The sequence below is a fragment of the Bradyrhizobium sp. USDA 4503 genome (genome assembly GCF_054055815.1).
This window is the reverse complement of sequence record NZ_JBSRXS010000001.1, coordinates 5,403,055-5,421,697: the sequence shown is the minus strand read 5'-3', so window position 1 is coordinate 5,421,697 and position 18,643 is coordinate 5,403,055. Positions and strand designations below refer to the sequence as shown.

Annotated in this window: 13 protein-coding genes and 1 tRNA gene; 9 read left to right on the top strand and 5 right to left on the bottom strand. The window is 64.3% G+C overall.

The features are described 5' to 3' along the window. Positions 1-12: 12 nt before the first annotated feature. Together ACVMIH_RS25900 and ACVMIH_RS25895 are read right to left on the bottom strand one after the other, a co-directional pair. On the bottom strand, positions 13-2,352 hold the full coding sequence (locus tag ACVMIH_RS25900) for a xanthine dehydrogenase family protein molybdopterin-binding subunit (RefSeq protein WP_076834783.1): 2,340 nt from the start codon (positions 2,350-2,352) through the stop codon (positions 13-15). A gap of 90 nt (positions 2,353-2,442) precedes the next feature. Continuing rightward, a complete protein-coding gene (locus tag ACVMIH_RS25895; protein ID WP_028335209.1) occupies positions 2,443-2,928 on the bottom strand; it encodes a (2Fe-2S)-binding protein in 486 nt (161 codons plus the stop codon). A gap of 404 nt (positions 2,929-3,332) precedes the next feature. Between ACVMIH_RS25895 and ACVMIH_RS25890 the strand changes: the two genes are divergently transcribed. From ACVMIH_RS25890 to ACVMIH_RS25875, 4 genes are all read left to right on the top strand, one after another. Beyond that, complete coding sequence (locus tag ACVMIH_RS25890) at positions 3,333-5,048, top strand: PQQ-dependent dehydrogenase, methanol/ethanol family (protein WP_456863908.1); 1,716 nt, start codon at positions 3,333-3,335, stop codon at positions 5,046-5,048. A gap of 27 nt (positions 5,049-5,075) precedes the next feature. Then, positions 5,076-6,284, top strand: coding sequence for a c-type cytochrome (locus tag ACVMIH_RS25885; protein ID WP_316395493.1), 1,209 nt, complete (start codon positions 5,076-5,078; stop codon positions 6,282-6,284). 135 nt (positions 6,285-6,419) lie between these two features. After that, positions 6,420-7,100, top strand: a complete 681-nt coding sequence (locus ACVMIH_RS25880) for a response regulator (protein WP_016843264.1) — start codon at positions 6,420-6,422, stop codon at positions 7,098-7,100. 280 nt (positions 7,101-7,380) lie between these two features. Next, a complete protein-coding gene (locus tag ACVMIH_RS25875) occupies positions 7,381-8,121 on the top strand; it encodes a LuxR C-terminal-related transcriptional regulator (RefSeq protein ID WP_057021123.1) in 741 nt (246 codons plus the stop codon). Between the two features lie 105 nt (positions 8,122-8,226). Here the strand turns inward: ACVMIH_RS25875 and ACVMIH_RS25870 are convergent, their stop codons facing one another. Both ACVMIH_RS25870 and ACVMIH_RS25865 read right to left on the bottom strand, forming a co-directional pair. Further along, entirely contained in the window at positions 8,227-9,600 is a 1,374-nt protein-coding gene (locus ACVMIH_RS25870) for an ATP-binding response regulator (RefSeq protein ID WP_456863905.1), read from the bottom strand. Then, positions 9,597-10,769 carry an FIST N-terminal domain-containing protein gene (locus ACVMIH_RS25865; RefSeq protein ID WP_253638355.1) on the bottom strand — a complete coding sequence of 391 codons (1,173 nt, stop codon included), beginning with the start codon at positions 10,767-10,769 and terminating at the stop codon, positions 9,597-9,599. Before ACVMIH_RS25865 ends, ACVMIH_RS25870 begins: the two co-directional genes overlap by 4 nt. A 466-nt stretch (positions 10,770-11,235) precedes the next feature. Here ACVMIH_RS25865 and ACVMIH_RS25860 point away from each other — a divergent pair, with 466 nt between their 5' ends. Beyond that, positions 11,236-13,269: a methyl-accepting chemotaxis protein gene (locus tag ACVMIH_RS25860; protein ID WP_456863902.1), complete on the top strand. Its 2,034-nt coding sequence runs from the start codon at positions 11,236-11,238 to the stop codon at positions 13,267-13,269. 165 nt (positions 13,270-13,434) lie between these two features. Here ACVMIH_RS25860 and ACVMIH_RS25855 read toward each other — a convergent pair whose 3' ends face one another. Then, positions 13,435-13,803 (bottom strand): DUF3175 domain-containing protein, encoded by a 369-nt coding sequence (locus tag ACVMIH_RS25855; RefSeq protein ID WP_456863900.1) that lies wholly within the window; start codon positions 13,801-13,803, stop codon positions 13,435-13,437. 184 nt (positions 13,804-13,987) lie between these two features. Between ACVMIH_RS25855 and ACVMIH_RS25850 the strand changes: the two genes are divergently transcribed. The 4 genes from ACVMIH_RS25850 (at position 13,988) to ACVMIH_RS25835 (ending at position 18,507) form a co-directional block, all read left to right on the top strand. Beyond that, the gene (locus tag ACVMIH_RS25850) at positions 13,988-15,478 is read left to right on the top strand and encodes an MFS transporter (RefSeq protein WP_316395465.1); all 1,491 of its coding nucleotides are present in this window, start codon (positions 13,988-13,990) and stop codon (positions 15,476-15,478) included. Between the two features lie 3 nt (positions 15,479-15,481). Beyond that, a complete protein-coding gene (gene otsB, locus ACVMIH_RS25845; protein WP_057021127.1) occupies positions 15,482-16,315 on the top strand; it encodes a trehalose-phosphatase in 834 nt (277 codons plus the stop codon). Positions 16,316-16,517: 202 nt separating this feature from the next. Further along, a complete protein-coding gene (locus tag ACVMIH_RS25840) occupies positions 16,518-17,969 on the top strand; it encodes a trehalose-6-phosphate synthase (RefSeq protein ID WP_057021128.1) in 1,452 nt (483 codons plus the stop codon). A gap of 448 nt (positions 17,970-18,417) precedes the next feature. Then, a tRNA-Ser gene (locus ACVMIH_RS25835) sits at positions 18,418-18,507 on the top strand. Positions 18,508-18,643 lie beyond the last annotated feature (136 nt).

Here is an 18,643-nt window from a genome sequence, read left to right as displayed (position 1 = left end):
GCTCTTCCTCCCTCAACCGTGAATGGCGTGCCAGACGCGATCGGGCGTCGCCGGCATTTCCAGCTTGTTGTTGCCGATCGCGTCCGTGATCGCGTTGATCACGGCAGCCGAGGCGCCGATCGCGCCGGCTTCGCCGCAGCCCTTGACGCCGAGCGGGTTGCCCGGACACAGCGTCGTGGTGTGGGAGAGCTGGAACGAGGGCAGGTCGTCGGCCCGCGGCATGGTGTAGTCCATGAAGGACGCGGTCATGAGCTGACCGGTGCCGTCATAGACCACACCTTCGAGCAGTGCCTGGCCGATGCCCTGCGCAAGGCCGCCATGGACCTGGCCCTCGACGATCATCGGGTTGATCAGCCGGCCGAAATCGTCGGCTGCGACGAAGTTGACGAAGGAGGTCTTGCCGGTGCCGGGATCGACCTCGAGTTCGCAGATATAGGCGCCGGCCGGGAAGGTGAAGTTGGTCGGGTCGTAGAACGCCGTCTCCTTCAGGCCGGGCTCCATGCCATCGGGCAAATTATGCGCGGTGTAGGCGGCGAGCGCGACCATCGGCAGCGCGATCGACTTGTCGGTGCCGGTGACCTTGAACTCGCCGTTCTCGATCACGATGTCGCTCTCGGACGCCTCGAGCGCATGCGCCGCGATCTTCTTGGCCTTGGCCTCGACCTTCTCCATCGCCTTCACGATCGCCGTACCGCCGACCGCGAGCGAGCGCGAGCCGTAGGTGCCCATGCCGAACTGCACCTTGTCGGTGTCGCCATGGACGATCGAGACCTGGCTGATCGGCACGCCGAGCCGCTCCGCGATGATCTGGCAGAACGTCGTTTCGTGGCCCTGGCCGTGGCTGTGCGAACCGGTGAGCACCTCGATGGTGCCGACCGGGTTGACGCGGATCTCAGCCGACTCCCACAGGCCGACGCCGGCGCCGAGACTGCCGACCGCCTTCGACGGCGCGATGCCGCAGGCCTCGATGTAGCAGGAGATGCCGATGCCGCGCAGCTTGCCGTCGGCTTTGGCCTTGGCCTTGCGGGCCGGGAAGCCGGCATAGTCGATCGCCTTCATCGCCGCATCGATCGAAGCGTGGAAGTCACCAATATCATACGCCATGATCACAGGCGTCTGATACGGGAACTGGGTGATGAAGTTCTTCTTGCGCAGCTCGGTCGGATCGACCTTCAACTGCCGCGCCGCCGTTTCCATCATGCGCTCGATCAGAAAACTGGCCTCGGGGCGGCCGGCGCCGCGGTAGGCGTCGACCGGCGTGGTGTTGGTGTAGACGCCGATCACCTCGGCATAGATCGCCGGAATCACGTACTGGCCCGACAGTAGCGTCGCGTAGAGATAGGTCGGGACGGCCGAGGAGAACAGCGACATATAGGCGCCGAAATTGGCGTGGGTCTTTACCCGCAGACCAAGGATCTTGTTGTCCTTGTCGAACGCCAACTCCGCCTTCGAGACATGGTCGCGGCCATGCGCGTCGGTGAGGAAGGCTTCCGAACGGTCGCCGGTCCACTTCACCGGGCGACCCACCTTCTTCGAGGCCCACAGCGCCACCATCTCTTCGGGATAGATGTAGATCTTGGAGCCGAAGCCGCCGCCGACGTCGGGCGCGATCACGCGCAGCTTGTGCTCGGGCGCGATGTTGTAGAACGCCGACAGCACGAGGCGGGCGACGTGCGGGTTCTGCGACGTCGTGTAGAGCGTGTAGTGCTCTTCGGCCTGGTCGTAATGCGCGATCGCCGCGCGCGGCTCCATCGCGTTCGGCACCAGGCGGTTATTGGTGAGGTCGAGCGTCACCACATTGGCCGCCTTGCTGAAGGCATCCTTGACCGCGGCTTCGTCGCCGAGATGCCAGTCGTATACGATGTTGCCGGGAGCTTCGGGATGAAGCTGCGCGGCGCCCGGCTTGATCGCGGCCTTGATGTCAGGCACCGCAGGAAGTTCTTCGTAATCGACGACGACCGCTTCGGCGGCGTCCCTGGCCTGGTTCTTGGTCTCGGCGATCACGACCGCGACCGCCTGCCCGACAAAGCGCACGGTCTCCGGCGCCATCGCCGGCCACGCGCCCATTTTCATCGGTGAGCCGTCCTTCGAGGTGATGGCCCAGCCGCAGATCAAATTGCCGACCTTGTCGTCGACGATCTGCTGTCCGGTCAGCACCGCGATCACGCCGGGCATCTTCATGGCCTCGGCGGAATCGATGCCCTTGACCTTGGCATGGGCATGCGGGCTGCGGATGAAGTGAGCGTAGCTCATGCCGACCATTTTGACGTCGTCGACGTAACGTCCTTGTCCGGTGATGAACCGGCGATCTTCCTTGCGCACGACACGTGCGCCAATTCCTTCAACACCCATTGTCTAGTCCTCCCGACCGGAGATTCGATTTGCCGCCGTTTCCATCGAGACCGGCGGTGGTGAGCTTGATCGTGTGCGGTGCGTGGCGCGCTATTCGGCGGCCTGCGCAACCTTCATGCGGCCGGCTGCGTCGAGCACCGCCTTGACGATGTTGTGGTAGCCGGTGCAGCGGCAGATGTTGCCTTCGAGCTCGTGGCGAACCGTTTCCTCATCGAGCTTGCCACCATGGCGGTGCACGATGTCGACAGCGGACATGATCATGCCGGGGGTGCAATAGCCGCACTGCAGGCCGTGATTGTCGCGGAACGCCGCCTGCATCGGGTGCAGCTCGTCGCCCTTGGCGAGGCCTTCGATCGTGGTGACGTTGCAGCCCGCGGCCTGGCCGGCCAGCATGGTGCAGGATTTGACCGCCCGTCCATCGACATGGACGACGCAGGCGCCGCATTGGCTGGTATCGCAGCCGACATGGGTGCCGGTGAGGTTCAGGTTTTCGCGCAAGAGGTGCACGAGGAGGGTTCGGTCCTCAACGTCGACCGAGACCGCCTTGCCGTTTACCGTCAGTTTGACTGTAGACACGCGTTTCTCCCAATAGCTTCGTTATGGGCCCAGTAGACCACGCTTCATGTGGGTCGTAACCGCGATCAAAGTCGTAGTCGCGGCCCTGTCATGAAGGCGCCGGGCAGTGCCTGCGATCCTAGCAGGCAGCCGTTCAATGGGCAATTTGCAAGCAGCCTGCGGCGTGCTCCGGCGCGACGAAATTGCCCGGCAGCGCAAGCGGTTTTCGGCAAACTGACGGTGCTCGCCGCACGCCAAAATCGTCGCCGCGATCGCTACTACCTTCCGCCTATAACGACGCAAGGGCGTTGCTGTCATTTTCATCGCCGACGCAGCGGCAGAAGATCGCTGGTTCATGAAATTCGGTAGCGATCCGCGCCCGCGATGCATCCATCGCGGCAACAAAATCATATTGGAGGAAGCCAATGAAGCTGAGGAGCGGGATTTTCTTTGCCGGCGTGTCGCTGGTCGCCATGGTGCTGGCAGGCATTGGTGCGTCGAAAGCCAATGATTCCGTCGTGAAGGCGGCATCCGATCCCAACGGATGGGCAATTGCCGGCCACGATTACGGCAATACGCGTTTCAGCCCGTTGAAGCAGATCAACTCCGAGAATGCCGGCAAGCTGCAGCTGGTCTACTCGCTGTCGCTGGCTTCGCTCCGCTCCAACGAGTCGTCGCCGGTTGTGATCGGCAAGAACCTGTATGTGTCGACCTCGTGGGGTCCGAAATACGTCTATGCGATCGATGCCGCGACCGGCGCGCGCAAATGGACCTGGCAGCCCGATATTCCGGATGACGTGCTTCAATACGCCTGCTGCGACGTCAACAATCGCGGCGTGTCCTATGCCGACGGCAAGATCTTCGTCGGCCGGCTCGACGGCAAGCTGACCGCGCTCGACGCCGAGACCGGCAAGGAGCTCTGGACCTCGACGGTCGTCGACTACAAGCAGGGCTCGGTCATCACCTCGCCGCCGCTCGTCGTCCGCGACAAGGTCATCACCGGCTTCGGCGGCGGCGAATATGGCGTCCGCGGCGCCTTGCAGGCGTTCTCGCTCAAGGACGGCAAGCTGCTCTGGCAGACCTACACGGTGCCGGCGCCGGGCGAACCCGCCAGCGACACCTGGAAGGGCGACACCGGGCTGCACGGCGGCGGCGCCGCCTGGCTGGTCGGCTCCTACGATGCCAAGTCCGACACGGTCTACTGGGGTACCAGCAATCCGGGGCCGTGGAATACCGCGGTGCGCTCCACCGGCGACGGCAATTTCGGCAAGCTGACCAACCTTTACACGGCCTCGACGCTGGCGATCGATCCCAACACCGGCAAGATCAAGTGGCACATCCAGGGCACGCCGGCTGACGCCTGGGACTATGACGGCGTCAACGAACTGCTGCTCGCCGACCTCATGATCAAGGGTACCGAGACGCCCGTGCTGATGAAGGCGGACCGCAACGGCTTCTTCTTCGTGGCCAACCGCGAGACCGGCAAGATGATCTCCGCGGAGAAATACGTCTTCGCCAACTGGGCCAAGAAGTGGGACATCAACACGATGCGGGCGGAAGAGGATCCGGACAAGCGTCCGGGCCCGGGCCATCCCGCCAAGGACATCTGCCCGAACCTGATCGGCGGCAAGAACTGGCAGCCGATGTCGTTCAACCCGCAGACCGGCCTCGTCTACATCCCGAGCAACAATGTGTGCATGGACTGGTCGGTCTCTGACGTGAACTACAAGCGCGGCGTGTTCTATCTTGGCGCCGAATTCCCGACCAAGCCAGGCCCCGGCGGCTTCCTCGGCGAGCTCGTAGCCTGGGATCCGATCGCCAACAAGAAGGTGTGGAGCATCAAGGAAGACCTGCCCTTCAACGGCGGCACGCTGACGACCGGCGGCAATTTGGTGTTCTCCGGCAACCTGCATGGCGACTTCCGCGCCATCGATGCCAAGAACGGCAAGGTGCTGTGGAGCAAGAACCTCGGCAGCGGCATCGGTGCAGGTCCAGTGACCTATTCGGTCGACGGCAAGCAGTATGTCGCGATCGTGGTCGGACGCACCGCGGCGCTGCCGGCCTTCCTCGGTGACATCGGCAAGAAGATGGTCGCCGCGGCGCCCGAAGGCGGCTCGCTGTTCGTGTTCGCCCTGCAGTAAACGATCGTCTAGGAGGCAGCATTGTCCGTGTCCTGCATCGCCCGAAACGAACTGCGCACCCCCTCGCGCAACACGCGGTTGGAACATGCAATCCGGACCGTGCTGCTCTCCGCCCTGCTCATGGTGCCGGCCCTGGCGGCCGGCGCCGACGAGACAAAGCCGCCGCTTCGGCTCTGCGCCGACCCGACCAACCTGCCTTTCTCGAGCGACGACCCGGGCAAGCCCGGCCTCTATCTCGAGATCGGCCAGGCGGTGGCGCAGAAGCTCGGCCGCACGGTGAGCACCAACTGGTACAAGTCCTATTTCGGCAAGCGCACGGTGCGGGAGACGCTGCTCAGCAAGCAGTGCGACGCCATGGTCGGCCTGCCTTTGATCGACGATTTCATGGGCCCGGCGGTGATCTTCTCGAAGCCGATCGCCCATGAGGGCTATGCGCTGGTCGGCAGCAAGGACCGCAAGCTTGCCGGCGTCGACGACCTCAGGGGATTGCGGGTTGCGGTGCAGTATCAATCGACGCCGCAGAACCTGCTCGCGCTGCGCGACGACGTCCAGAAGGTGACCGTGCTCAGCCCGGAGGAGGGCATGGCGGCGCTCGAACAGGGCAAGGCCGACATCGCCTTCATCTGGGCGCCGGTGGCGGGCTGGCTCAACAAGACCAGCTTCGGCGACAAATATCAGATCGTGTCCACCGAGGGCGACGGCCTGCTCTGGGCGACCGCGATCGGTTTCGCCAAGGCGTCCGGCGCGTTGCGCGATGAAGTCGACGGCGTGCTGCCGGCGCTGCAGCCGGAGATTGCCGCCCTGTTTGCCAAATATGGCGTGCCGAACGGCGCACCGGTGAAGTTCGGCGAGGCCGACCGCGCGACGACGTCGTCCGTCGGCGCCAGCGAGCCCGTCACGGTCGGGCAGGCCGCGGCCGCGGCGGCCGAGAGACCGGTTCAGACCGCCGCGACCGCCGGCGACGCCAAGGGGGATGCCACCGCCGGGCGGGAGGTCTTTAACGGAACCTGCGCGCATTGCCACGGCCCGGACGCGGTGCAGGCCGAGCGAAAGATCGATCTCAGGCTGCTCAAGAAGCGCTATGCTGACGACATGGAATCGACATTCTGGAAGACGGTCCATGACGGGCGGCCGGCCAAGGGCATGCCGGCCTGGAAGGACGTCTTCAACGACGACGAGCTCAGAAACGTATATGTCTATCTGCAGAGCGTGCAGGATACCGGCGGATCGAACTAGAAGCTGCGGTTCGCAAGAGGAGCGTTTTCGAGCGAAGTGGATACCGGTTCGCGTGAAGAAAACGCGTCAGAACATGAATCGAGAGCCCCGTTCCGATCCAATCGGAACGGAGGCTTGGGCAGTGCGAGGGTCCTCATGATGGGGTTCCTGATCATCGACGATCACCCCCTGTTCGGGGAGGCGCTTGGCAACGCCATCCGCATCTCGCATCCCGATGCCCGGATCTATGAGGCCACCTCGATCAAGGGGGCCCTTGGCATCCTCGCCAGCGAGCCGAATATCGACCTGGCGCTGCTCGATCTGCTGCTGCCCGACGTGGTCGGCTTCTCCGGCTTCCAGAAGATCAGGGATCGCTATCCGCGGCTGCCGATCGCCATCGTCTCGAGCGAGGAGGACAAGCACACCATCCGCGAGGCGCTCGAGATGGGCGCGGTCGGCTATCTGCCGAAGTCGACCTCGCTCGGCGAGCTCTCGCAGGCGATCGCGCGTGTGCTGAGCGGGTCGGTCTCCGCGCCGCGAGATTTCGTCGCGGTCGGTGCGCTGGAACAGTCCGAGACGGCGCGGACGCTGCGCGAACGCATTCAGAAGCTGACGCCGCAGCAGATCCGGGTGCTCCATCTGATCATCCGCGGCCTGCAGAACCGCGAGATCGCCGCCGAGCTCAAGCTCGCGGAATCCACCGTGAAGGCGCATGTCACCGAGATCCTGCGCAAGCTGAAGCTGTTCAGCCGCAACAAGGCGATCATCGAGCTCGGCAAGATTCCGCTTCCGGTCCCGGAGGCCTGTTCGGGCGCAAAGGCGGAGAAGGCGCCCTAGTGTGCTGAATGCGAAGTTCGTGCGATTTCGCGGCAGCCACTTTCACGAACTTCGCATTGATAAAGCACACTAGAATCATAAGTTTGCTAGTGTCCTTATCGAATCCGAAGTTCGCTCCGAAGGTGCTGCAAATGATGCGAACTTCGGATTCGGGACACTAGCCGTGCTGCACTGCGAGGCGGGCGCATTGGAAATCCTGCCTATAGGCTGCCATCCGGCTTTGAGATAACGTCGTGCGCACAATGGCTGTTATGAGCATCCGAGGGAGGACGGCGCAGCATTGACCACGACCGCGCCCCTGGCGGACGAGCCGCCGCTCGGCAAGGCGGGTACGCCTCGACTGCTGATCGTCGAGGATCACCCGCTGTTCCGTGCCGCCCTGATCGGCGTGATCGGGGCCGAGTTTCCCGATGCCGAGGTGCTGCAGGCGACGTCGATCGACGGTGCGCTGGATGTGATCGCGGCGCGCGACGGCCTCGATCTGATCCTGCTCGATCTGTCGATGCCCGGCACCACGGGCCTGCTCGGCGCCTACCGGGTGCGTGCCGCCGCGCCGCGCAGCGCGCTGGTGATCGTGTCGGCGCATGACGATCCCCGGATCGTCGGCGGCGCGATCTCGCTCGGGATTTCCGGCTACATCCCGAAGTCGACGCCGAAGCTCGAGCTGGCGCGGCTGTTGCGCGGCATTCTCGAAGGCGCGGTGTGCCTGCCGCCGCGCTTTCGCGATACCGCCGCCGCCCGGAAGGCCCAGGCCGAGGCGCGCGAGCTGGTGCAGCAGCTCGGCCAGTTCACCGCGCAGCAGCTTCGCGTGCTCGACATGATCTGCCGCGGCCTGCAGAACAAGCACATCGCCTATGAGCTCGATATCTCGGTCACCACCGTGAAGGTGCATGTCTCGGAGATCCTGCGCAAGCTCGGCGTGCGCAGCCGCACCGAGGCCATCATCGCGCTGTCGAAGCTGGACTTCGGCAAGCACGACCACGCGCCGGTGACGGCCTCGCCGTCGTCGCATGGCGCCTAGAGCCTTTCCCGTTTCGATGGAATCGCAACGGGAAAGGCTCCAGGTTCTTGTCTGACGCGTTTTCTTCACGCGAACCGGTATCCACTTCGCTCGAAAACGCTCTGCTCATAACCGCGCGCCCGACTGCTCCGCCGCCAGCAGGAACGACAGCAGCGAGCGCATCTCGGCGGGCTTGATCGGCTTCTTCAACAGCTCATGGCCGAAGGCCGATACGTCGGAGGCGGCCTTGGCCGAGTAGTCGGCGGTCACGATGATCGCCGGCACCTTGGCGTTGATCGCGCCGCGGATGACATCGACGGCCTGAATGCCGGTCTCGCCATTGTCGAGATGCAGATCGGCGATGATGGCGTCGGGAATGCCGTCGAGCGCGTGGATGCGCTCGAGCGCCTCGGTCTTGGAGATCGTCACCGCGACGTCGCAGCCCCATTTCTCCAGCAAATGGGCGAGCCCCTCGGCGCTCGAGAGGTCGTTCTCGATCAGCAGGATCTTGGCGCCCTCCATGCCGCCATAGCGATAGTCGACGCTGGCCTGTTCGCGCACCGGGATCGCAACCGGATCCAGCGTGCGAGGCACGGTGACCGAGAACACCGAGCCTTTGCCGGCGCGCGAGCTCAGCCTGATGTCATGGCCGAGCAGGTCGGCAAACCGGCGCACGATCGAGAGACCAAGCCCGATGCCGGCCTTGTCGCCGGCGCTGGTTTCGCCGCGCTGAAACTCGACGAAGATGGCTTCGCGCTGCGCTTCCGGAATGCCCGGCCCGGTGTCGTGCACCTCGATGCAGATGTCATCGCCCCTGGCACGGCATCCCATCAGCACGCTGCCGCGCTGGGTGTAGCGCAGCGCATTGGCGACGAGGTTTTGCAGGATCCGTCGCAGCATCAGCGGATCGGAGCGAACGACCGCGGACGACGGCATGATCCGGAAACCGAGATTGCGCTTGGCGGCGGTCGCGACAAATTCCTGCTCCAGCGGCTCGAACAGCGAGGCGATCGCGACCGGCCCGAATTCGGGCCTGAGCACGCCCGCATCGAGCTTGGAGATGTCGAGCAGCGTCCGCAGCATGTCCTCGAGCGTCGCCAGCGAACGATCGATCTGATCGGTAAGCGCGACGCTCTTGGACTCGGTTGCCATCTCGGTCAGCGCGGACAGCGTCAGCCGCGCCGCATTCAGCGGCTGCAACAGATCGTGCGTGACCGAGACGAGCACGGATGATTTCAAGGAGCTCGCCGCCTCGGCCTGCTGCTTGGCCTGCAGCAGGCGACCATTGGTTTTCTCCAGCGATTGCAGCGCCTGCTTGAGCTGCTGGGTGCGGTCGCGCACCTGCTGATCCAGCGCGATCGCGGTCTCGAACAGCGAGAAGGCGTTGAGCTGCTGATCGGTCGAGCGTTCGACGCGCGACATCAGCGCCGCGTTGATCTTGCGCAGCTTCTCGGCCTCGCGTTCGAGCGCCGTAATTCGCGTGGTCTTGGTATCCGTCATTGCGGCGCGAGTGCCCGCTTGCCGATGGCGATGCCGGTCAGCGTCTGGTTGACATGCATGGAGCGATACTGCTCGCCATAGGTCTGAAAGCCAATCACTTTGTTGCGGCGATAGAGCTCCGACATCTCCCGCGACAGCTGGCGCTGCTCGACGTCGAGCCGGCGCAGCACGCATTCGAAGCCGATGAACATCGAGACCTCGCCGAGATCCTCGGTCAGCTCCTTGAGCAGGCGGCTCGTCACGTCGATCGGGTCGCGCTCGCGCGCCACCGTCAGCACCATGCCCTCGTCGATGGCGCAGAAGAATTGCAGCGATCCGTCCGGGTTGGTGCGCTGGATCGACCGCGCGTAATAGGCGCCGCCGACGCGAACCAGCACGGGATGCGCGGCGAACGAGAACAATTCGAGCTTGCTATCGCTGAGGCCGACGGCGCGGGAATATTCCAGCGCGGCCGGCTCGGCATTCAATTCCTTGACGATCCGGTGCTCGATGTCGGCCTCGGTCACCACCATCTTGGTCGAGGTCGGTTCGAAGTGGTCGCACTTGAACAGGCGGAACGGCAGCCGGGTCCGGATCAGGATCAGGACCGCGGCATCGGTAAAGGCTTCGCCGCCATGGAAGACCCACGATTTCTCGAAGCGCAGGCCGTCGCCGGCGGAGCCGCCGACCACCGGGATGTCGCCGAGCGACGCATAGATCGCCGACATGATGGTCTCCTCACGCTGGCACATGCCGTCGATGAAGAGCAGCCCGAAGGAATCATGGGTGTGATCGCAATGCTCGGTCCGTTGCGCGAATTCGTTCTGCAATTCGGTGCAGATCGAGCGGCCGTGATCGACCCGAAATGTCGAAAGGTCGAACAGCGGCCGGGCCGCGATGACGAAATCGGCCGCGTTGAAGCCCATCGCGACGACGCTGTCCTCGTCCCAACCGCCGGGCGACAATTCGCCGGCCGTGGTGCAGCCGAAGATCGGTACGTCGGGCATGCGGCTGGACAGTTCGGCAATGAATGTCTGCGGCTCGTAGACCGGCGACACGAACACCACGAGCATCGCGAGGTCAGCCGCCGCCAATTGGCGCGCGATCTCGTCGGCTGCTTCCCGCGGCCCGTCGGTCTTTGCCTGCACCACGACGATACTGTCGGCGGTGCTACCGTTCTGCTTCGCCAAAGGCGCTCTCCCTGACCAGAATTTTTTGCTTTTCTTGGCGCGGCCGATTGAACCCGCGCGGGTCGTGAGGGCATCCGGACCATGCCGCGATGGCTGGCGTTCCGGCTTGCCCGCGGCTTTCAGGTCGTGAGGGGAAATGCCATTGGCCGGGCTATTGCGCCGGCAGCTACGCTCGCCGCAAGCGCCAATGGCGCCGGTCGACGCGATGACATGGGACACCTCCCGATGTGTGTTCTCCTGGCCCGGGCAGGGACAGGATTTGATCGGTTCTAAACTATCGGGCCGGACCTGCGCGTCAATCGCCTTACCCACCCGCCTAGCCCGACCAAGGTAGTATCGCGCCGGGCCCGGCGGCCGCTGCCCATTTACCGGGCCTTATCGATTTTGCCTTAGTTTTGCGCTCCGGGGTCTAGGGCGGGTTGCTGCCGGACCTCGCGTGGTTTTCAGAATGAAGACGGGGGTTGGAATGCCGGGGCTGAAGCGATCGTTGTCGATCAGGATCCCAACCCTCAGATTTCGCGCCAAGATCATGCTCGGCTTTGCCGTCACGCTGGCGCTGTCGGCAGCCACCATGGGCTTTGCCTATATGGGCTTCGAGCGGGTCTCCGCCGGCGTCGGCTCCTATCGCCAGAGCGTCGCGGAAGCCGATCTGGCCCGCAACATCGATCGCGAATTGATCTCCTACCGTTCGCTGGCGCGCTACTTCGTCGCGACCGGCAAGGAGGACGACGCCAAGGCCGCGCTCGCCGCCGAGGGCAGTCTGAAGGACGCCATCATGGCGTCGATGAAGGGCACCACCAATCCGGCCCGGCTCGAGCAGATCACCAAGCTGGAGCGCGAATTCCGCGCCTTCACCAAGATCTTCGCCGAGATCGTCCGCATCAAGGACGACAGCGCACAGACCGCGCAGAACAAGCTGACCCGCAGCGCGACCTCGATGCGCTACAAGCTCGACGATCTTCCGAGCAATGCCGATGATTCCGAGCTGCAGTCGATCCAGTTCGGCGCCAAGAAGGTGACCGACCAGCTCCAGTCGATCACCGGGGCCGTCAATACCTTCGTCGTCAACGGCGACAAGACGGTCGCTTCGAGCGCGCTCGCCCGGCTGAAATTCGCCGACAATCTGGTGAAGGCGATCACCTCGAATAACGAGCGGATCACCCAGAGCGTGAAGGACATCACCGCGCTGCTCGAAGAGTACCGCGAGGCGCTCGCCAAGCTGATCGCGAACGCGAAGTCGATCGACGAACTGACCGTCGAGATGACGGAGTCCGCGGCCGCCATCAGCCAGGGCGCGGCGGCGATGAAGTCCGATCTGCTCGCCGACCAGAAGCGGCTTGAAAACGAATCGCACACCATGATCGGCGAGACCGAGCAGCTGATCCTGATGCTCGCCGCCGGCAGCTTCGTGCTCGGGCTGGTCTGGGCGTTCCTGCTGGGCAAGGGTATTTCGCGACCGATCGCGGCGATGTGTGCGGCGATGCGCGAGCTCGCGGCGGGCAATTTCGACGTCGTGCTGCCGGGCCTCGGCCGCCGCGACGAACTCGGCGAGATGGCCGGCGCCGTAGAGGAGTTCAAGGTCCAGGCGATCGCCAAGGCCGAACGCGATGCCGCGACCCAGGAAGCGCAGAACAAGGCAAGTGCGACCGCGCGACGCAATGAGCTGATTCGTTTTGCCGACGAATTCGAATCCGCGGTCGGCTCGATCGTCTCCAACGTGTCGGCCTCAGCCGCGCAGCTCGAATCCGCGGCCGGTACGCTGACCCGGACGGCGGAGACCACGCAGAACCTGTCGAGCCAGGTCGCCGGCGCCTCGGAGGAAGCCTCCAGCAACATGCAATCGGTCGCCTCCGCAACCGAGGAGCTGTCGGCGTCCGTCGACGAGATCGGCCGTCGCGCCAAGGAGTCGAGCCAGATCGCGGATTCCGCCGTGCGTCAGGCCGAGCAGACCGACGCGCGGATCGGCAAGCTCTCGCGCGCTGCGCAGGAGATCGGCGACGTCGTCAAGCTGATCACGGCCATCGCCGAGCAGACCAATCTGCTGGCGCTGAACGCCACCATCGAGGCCGCGCGCGCCGGCGATGCCGGCCGCGGCTTCGCGGTGGTTGCGGCCGAGGTGAAGTCGCTGGCGAGCCAGACCGCCAGGGCCACCGACGAGATCTCCACCCATATCTCGGGCATGCAGGCGGCGACGCAGGAATCGGTCGCCGCCATCAAGGAGATCGGCGGCACGATCGGCCAGATCTCCGGGATCGCGACCAACATCGCAAGCTCGGTCGAGCAGCAGAGCGCGGCAACTCAGGAGATCGCGCGCAGCGTGCAGAACGTCGCGCAGGGCACACAGGAAGCGGCGTCCAGCGTCACCCACGTGAATCGCGGCGCCACCGAGACGGGAGCTGCCTCCGAAGAGGTGCTGAACTCGGCCCGCTCGCTGTCGGTCGAGAGCTCGCGGCTGCGCGAGGAGCTCGACCGCTTCATGGCGAACATCCGCGCAGCGTAAGGCGCGCGCGGGTCTATCCATCGTCGTCCTGGCGTAAGCAAGGACCCATAATCACCACTCACTATTGTTTTAAGTGCAACTCGCCGCGTGCCCTTTTGTTGGGCCGCGGCGTATGGGTCCTGGCTTTCGCCGGGACGACGCTCTTTGGTTGGCGAGATGATGCGATTAATCTCGTCCGAACTGGTGCTTCAACTCGACCTTGGCGCGCTCCAGCCGCGACCGCTCGGTCTTCGGCAGCGTCTTGCCGGCGCGGTTGATATAGAAGGTCAGCATCGAGAGCGCGGAACGATAGGCGCCGCTCTTGCGGCGCACGCTGTGCTCGGCGGACCGCTTCAGCGATGATGCGATCTTCTTCGCGCTGGTCTGCTTGAACACGCCGCGCTCGAGGTCGAGCGCATCGCTCTCCTTGGTCACCCGCTGCGACCAGCGCTTCGCCGTCCTCTTGCTTGCGCCACGCCTGCGACGCGTCGCGCTCGTGGACCGTGCCGGTGATGTCCTTGCCGTCTTGCGCGTTGCTTTCTTGTGTGCGGCCATCGATGCCTCCGTGTCTTTTGAGCCGAGAACAGATCGCCGCGACCGCGGTTCCTATGCCGCATTGCGGGAACCCTTGCCGGCCTGCCGCGTTGACACCGCGTGGCGGGCACTCCGTTTGCCGCAATTCCGGGTGAGTGAACCTTGGAGCAGATCGTTCCGGGGTTTTTCTCATTGGTCGATTCTGATGACAGTGCAGCCGACACAATTGAGTTCCGCGACGACGCAACAGGCCGTGGCTCCGGTCACGCCGGACGATGACCGCATCATCGAGACCTCGATTCCGGTCCGGCTCGACAATCTCAGCTGGAGCCGCTTTCACACCCGCGTCGTGCTGGCGCTCGGCATCACCTGGATCCTCGACGGGCTGGAAGTGACGCTCGCGGGTGCATTGTCGGGCGCGCTGAAGGACAGCCCGACGATGAGCTTCTCCAACGCCGATGTCGGTCTTGCCAGCAGCGCGTATCTCGCCGGCGCCGTGCTCGGTGCGCTGGGCTTCGGCTGGCTCACCGACCGGATCGGGCGCAAGAAGCTGTTCTTCATCACGCTCGCGCTTTATCTGTCGGCGACCGCCGCGACCGCGCTGTCGTGGAATGTCGCGAGCTACGCGCTGTTTCGCTTTCTCACCGGTGCCGGCATCGGCGGCGAATACACCGCGATCAACTCGACCATCCAGGAACTGGTGCCGGCGCGCTATCGCGGCTGGACCGATCTCGTCATCAACGGCAGCTTCTGGATCGGGGCGGCGATCGGTGCGCTGAGCGCCATCATCCTGCTCGACCCCGCGTTCCTTGCGCCGGACCACGGCTGGCGGATCGCCTATTTCACCGGCGCGGTGCTCGGCCTCGTCGTGCTGCTGATGCGGATGTGGATCCCGGAGAGCCCGCGCTGGCTGATGATTCACGGGCGTCCCGAGGAGGCCCACAAGATCGTGGCCGACATCGAGACCTCCGTGCTCGGCCACGAGCAGTCGAGCGCAGACTTCGAGAAGATCAGGCTGCGGATGCGCGATCACACGCCGCTCCGCGAGGTCGCGGTGACGCTGTTCTCCACCTACCGGCAGCGCTCGCTGGTCGGGCTCACGCTGATGGCCGCGCAGGCGTTCTTCTACAATGCGATCTTCTTCACCTTCGCATTGATCCTGACCGACTTCTTCGGTGTCGCCGCCAGCAATGTCGGCTGGTACATCCTCCCCTTCGCCGCCGGCAACTTCCTCGGGCCGCTGCTGCTCGGCCGCCTGTTCGATACGCTCGGCCGCCGCACCATGATCGCGCTGACCTATGGCATCTCGGGCGTGCTGCTGGCGCTGTCCGGCTATCTGTTCTCGATCGGCGTGCTCAGCGCGCAGACCCAGACCATCGCCTGGATGGTGATCTTCTTCTTTGCCTCGCCGGCCGCGAGCGCCGCCTATCTTACCGTCAGCGAGACGTTTCCGCTGGAGGTCCGCGCGCTCGCGATCGCCGCCTTCTATGCGATCGGCACCGGCATTGGCGGCGTGATTGGACCGGCGCTGTTCGGCGTGCTGATCGACACCGGATCGCGCAACAGCGTCTTCGCCGGCTACCTGCTGGGGTCGGCGCTCATGATGGTCGCCGCAGCGGTCGCATGGCGCTATGCCGTCGCGGCCGAGCGGAAATCGCTCGAATCTGTCGCGCGACCACTGGCATGTGTGGAGTAGACTATGACGAAACATGACGTGGCCGAGATGCCCATGGATGATGACATCGCCCCTGACGCCAAGACGGACAGCGTGCCGACGCAGGCGTCGCTGATCCCGCCACTCCGCCAGGTCGCGGTGCTGCTTGACATCGACGGCACCCTACTCGATTTCGCGCCGACGCCGCGCGAGGTCTGGGTGCCGCCGGAACTGTCGACCACGCTGAAGCAGCTGCATGAGCGCACCCACGGCGCGCTGGCGCTGGTCAGCGGCCGCTCCCTCAATGACATCGACCTGATCTTCGCGCCGGAAGTGTTTCCTGCGATCGGCGGCCACGGCGCCGAGATGCGGCTGCAGCCGGACAGCGAGGCGGTCGCCGCACACGCGCCGCCGCTCGACAAGGAGTTGAAGCGCCGTCTTGCCGCGATCGCAAAGCTCAGCCCCGGCATTCTGCTCGAGGACAAGGGCTATTCGCTGGCGCTGCACTACCGGCTGGCGCCGCAGGCGGAGAAGGCGATCTATGAAGCGGTGTCGCTGATCCGCGCCGAGTTGCCGAATGCGCCGATCGAGGTGCTGCCGGGCAAGAGCGTCTGCGAGATCAAGCATTCCGGCTTCACCAAGGCGACCGGCGTGCTCGAGCTGATGACGCATGAGCCGTTCAAGGGGCGGCGTCCGTTCTTCATCGGCGACGACGTCACCGACGAGACCGTGTTCGCGATCATGCCCGATTTCGACGGTCTAGCGTTCTCCGTCGGCCGTCGCGCAACCGGCGTCGCCGGACATTTCGACGGACCGAGCGATGTGCGCGAATTCCTCGCGCATCTGCTCGACGTTGATAGGGACGTCAGCCTGTCCTAACCGAAACGCATTCATCGCAGGCGAATCGAATACGGTGCTTTTGCGTCGTGGCGTCAACCTCGCGCGTAATTTTCTTTTCGCGAGTTCCCGCGAGTTCCGTGCGTGTTCGCCAGAATTTGGTTTCAATTGGGAGATTCCTTGATCAGGAACCATCTTGATGAATGGTTGTTAATACGCGAGTTGACCAACAGGAGGGGACCTGGTGAACCTCGTCGTCGTATCGAACCGCGTCTCGCGCGGAAAACCCAATGAACCCATGACGGGGGGGCTGGCTGCGGCATTGTTGCCGGTGGTGGAAAAGACAGGGGCAATATGGGTGGGTTCCAGCGGACGCGTCCGCGACGGGAACCTGAAGGAACCTTTCGCAGAGGTCGAAGCGCTCGGGGCGGGCGCGCTGGCGATGCTCGATCTGCCGGCCGCGCACTATGGCGGCTATTACGAAGGCTTTGCCAATTCGGCGCTGTGGCCCGCGATGCATTCGCGCGCCGATCTGATTCGTGCGTCTCGCGAGGACTACGCGAGCTATCGCGAAGTGAACGCGTTCATGGCGCGCGCGTTGCTGCGCTTCCGCAAGCCGGATTCCGTGTTCTGGGTCCAGGACTATCATTTCCTCGCGCTCGGCGCCGAGCTGCGCGATCTCGGCGTCACGCAGCCGATCGGCTTCTTCCTGCACACGCCATGGCCGGCGCGCGCGGTAATCGCGGGCGTGCCCAATCATCGCGAGCTGATCGAGGCGATGCTGTCCTATGACCTGATCGGCTTCCAGACCGATGAGGACTGCGAGAACTTCCTGAGCTATGTGCAGCACGATCTCGACTTCGAGGTGCGCGACGGCGTGATCAATTCGTCGTTCGGCCGCACCCGCGCCGCGGTGTTTCCGATCGGCATCGACCCCGGCAAGTTCGCGCAGCAGGCGACCAAGGCGATGACGCATCCCGACGTGACGCGGCTGCGGCGCAGTCTCAACGGCGAGAAGCTCGCGATCGGCGTCGACCGGCTCGACTACTCCAAGGGCCTCGTCAACCGCATCAAGGCGTTCGACAAGATGTGGACGCTGCATCCGAACCTGAAACGTTCGGTGTCGCTGCTGCAGATCGCAACGCCCTCGCGCGGCGCGATCGAAGCCTACGGCAATCTGCAGAGCGAGGTGGCGAAGCTCGTCACCGACGTCAACGGCGTGCATGGCGAGGTCGACTGGACGCCGATCCGCTACCTCAACAAGGGCTTTGGCCAGGGCGTGCTCGCAGGCCTTTACCGCACCGCGCAGGTCGGCGTCGTGACGCCGCTGCAGGACGGCATGAACCTCGTCGCCAAGGAATATGTCGCCGCGCAAAACCCGGCGGACCCCGGCGTGCTGGTGCTGTCGAAATTCGCCGGTGCGGCGAACGAGCTCGACGCGGCGCTGCTGGTCAATCCGCACGATATCGACGGCATGGCGCGCACCTTGGCGACGGCCCTCGCGATGCCGCTGACCGAGCGGCGGATGCGCTGGGAAGCCATGATGGAGAAGCTCAACAGCGGCACCATCCAGCAATGGTTCGCCGACTTCATCGAGGCGCTGCAGGATACGCACAATGCGGGAAACGCGGCGCTGCCGGAGCCACCAACCCTGTGGCCGCGCCGCACGGCGGATTTTGCCGCGCGCTATCACTGAGCGAGCATGACGATGCAGGGTGGGTGCGTTAGTTCGCCCATCCGCGGTTCTGTCGTCCCTGCTAATGCGTAATTGCGCACTAGGCAGGGAACGACACTGAATGTGTTGCGCGGCCAGTGGTCATAACTTCGCGTTCTCGCGACGGGGCTCGCGAAAGCGGGAATCCGGCATCCGTTCTTCCAGGAGCGATGCGGTCCAATAGATTCCCGGCTCTCGTCTGCGGCGAGCCTCCGGACGAAGAGGCGGGCTGATCGGATGCACTCATTGATTTGCGCCGGTCCCTGACCGACCGCCGGCCAAAATCGCGCGCGTCCACGCGCAAGGCCGCAGCGCGCGGCTGCCGTCGCTATCAATTTACCCAATGTTTTCAATCTGTTGTGGAAATTTCGCGCTCCCGGCCTGCGCTCCCTTGCAAAATCCGCCTCAGCCCTTCAAGAGAGGGCCTCCCGGAGAGATGGCCGAGTGGCTTAAGGCGCACGCTTGGAAAGCGTGTGTGCGGGAAACCGTACCGTGGGTTCGAATCCCACTCTCTCCGCCACTTTGCCTCGAAATTTAGTACCTCGAAACGGAGAGGGGCCGAAAACTCGGCCGTTTTCGTGAATCTTTTTGCCCTGGAGAATGTTGGCCGTACTAAAAACGAGCCGCAAATGGGGCTGGAGAACGCATTTTTCTCC

Excerpts from the sequence above, each read along its gene's own strand:
- ACVMIH_RS25900 (WP_076834783.1), bottom strand. The coding sequence starts at position 2,352 with ATGGGTGTTGAAGGAATTGGCGCACGTGTCGTGCGCAAGGAAGATCGC.
- ACVMIH_RS25890 (WP_456863908.1), top strand. The coding sequence starts at position 3,333 with ATGAAGCTGAGGAGCGGGATTTTCTTTGCCGGCGTGTCGCTGGTCGCC.
- ACVMIH_RS25880 (WP_016843264.1), top strand. The coding sequence starts at position 6,420 with ATGATGGGGTTCCTGATCATCGACGATCACCCCCTGTTCGGGGAGGCG.
- ACVMIH_RS25870 (WP_456863905.1), bottom strand. The coding sequence starts at position 9,600 with ATGACGGATACCAAGACCACGCGAATTACGGCGCTCGAACGCGAGGCC.
- ACVMIH_RS25860 (WP_456863902.1), top strand. The coding sequence starts at position 11,236 with ATGCCGGGGCTGAAGCGATCGTTGTCGATCAGGATCCCAACCCTCAGA.
- ACVMIH_RS25855 (WP_456863900.1), bottom strand. The coding sequence starts at position 13,803 with ATGGCCGCACACAAGAAAGCAACGCGCAAGACGGCAAGGACATCACCG.
- ACVMIH_RS25850 (WP_316395465.1), top strand. The coding sequence starts at position 13,988 with ATGACAGTGCAGCCGACACAATTGAGTTCCGCGACGACGCAACAGGCC.
- otsB (WP_057021127.1), top strand. The coding sequence starts at position 15,482 with ATGACGAAACATGACGTGGCCGAGATGCCCATGGATGATGACATCGCC.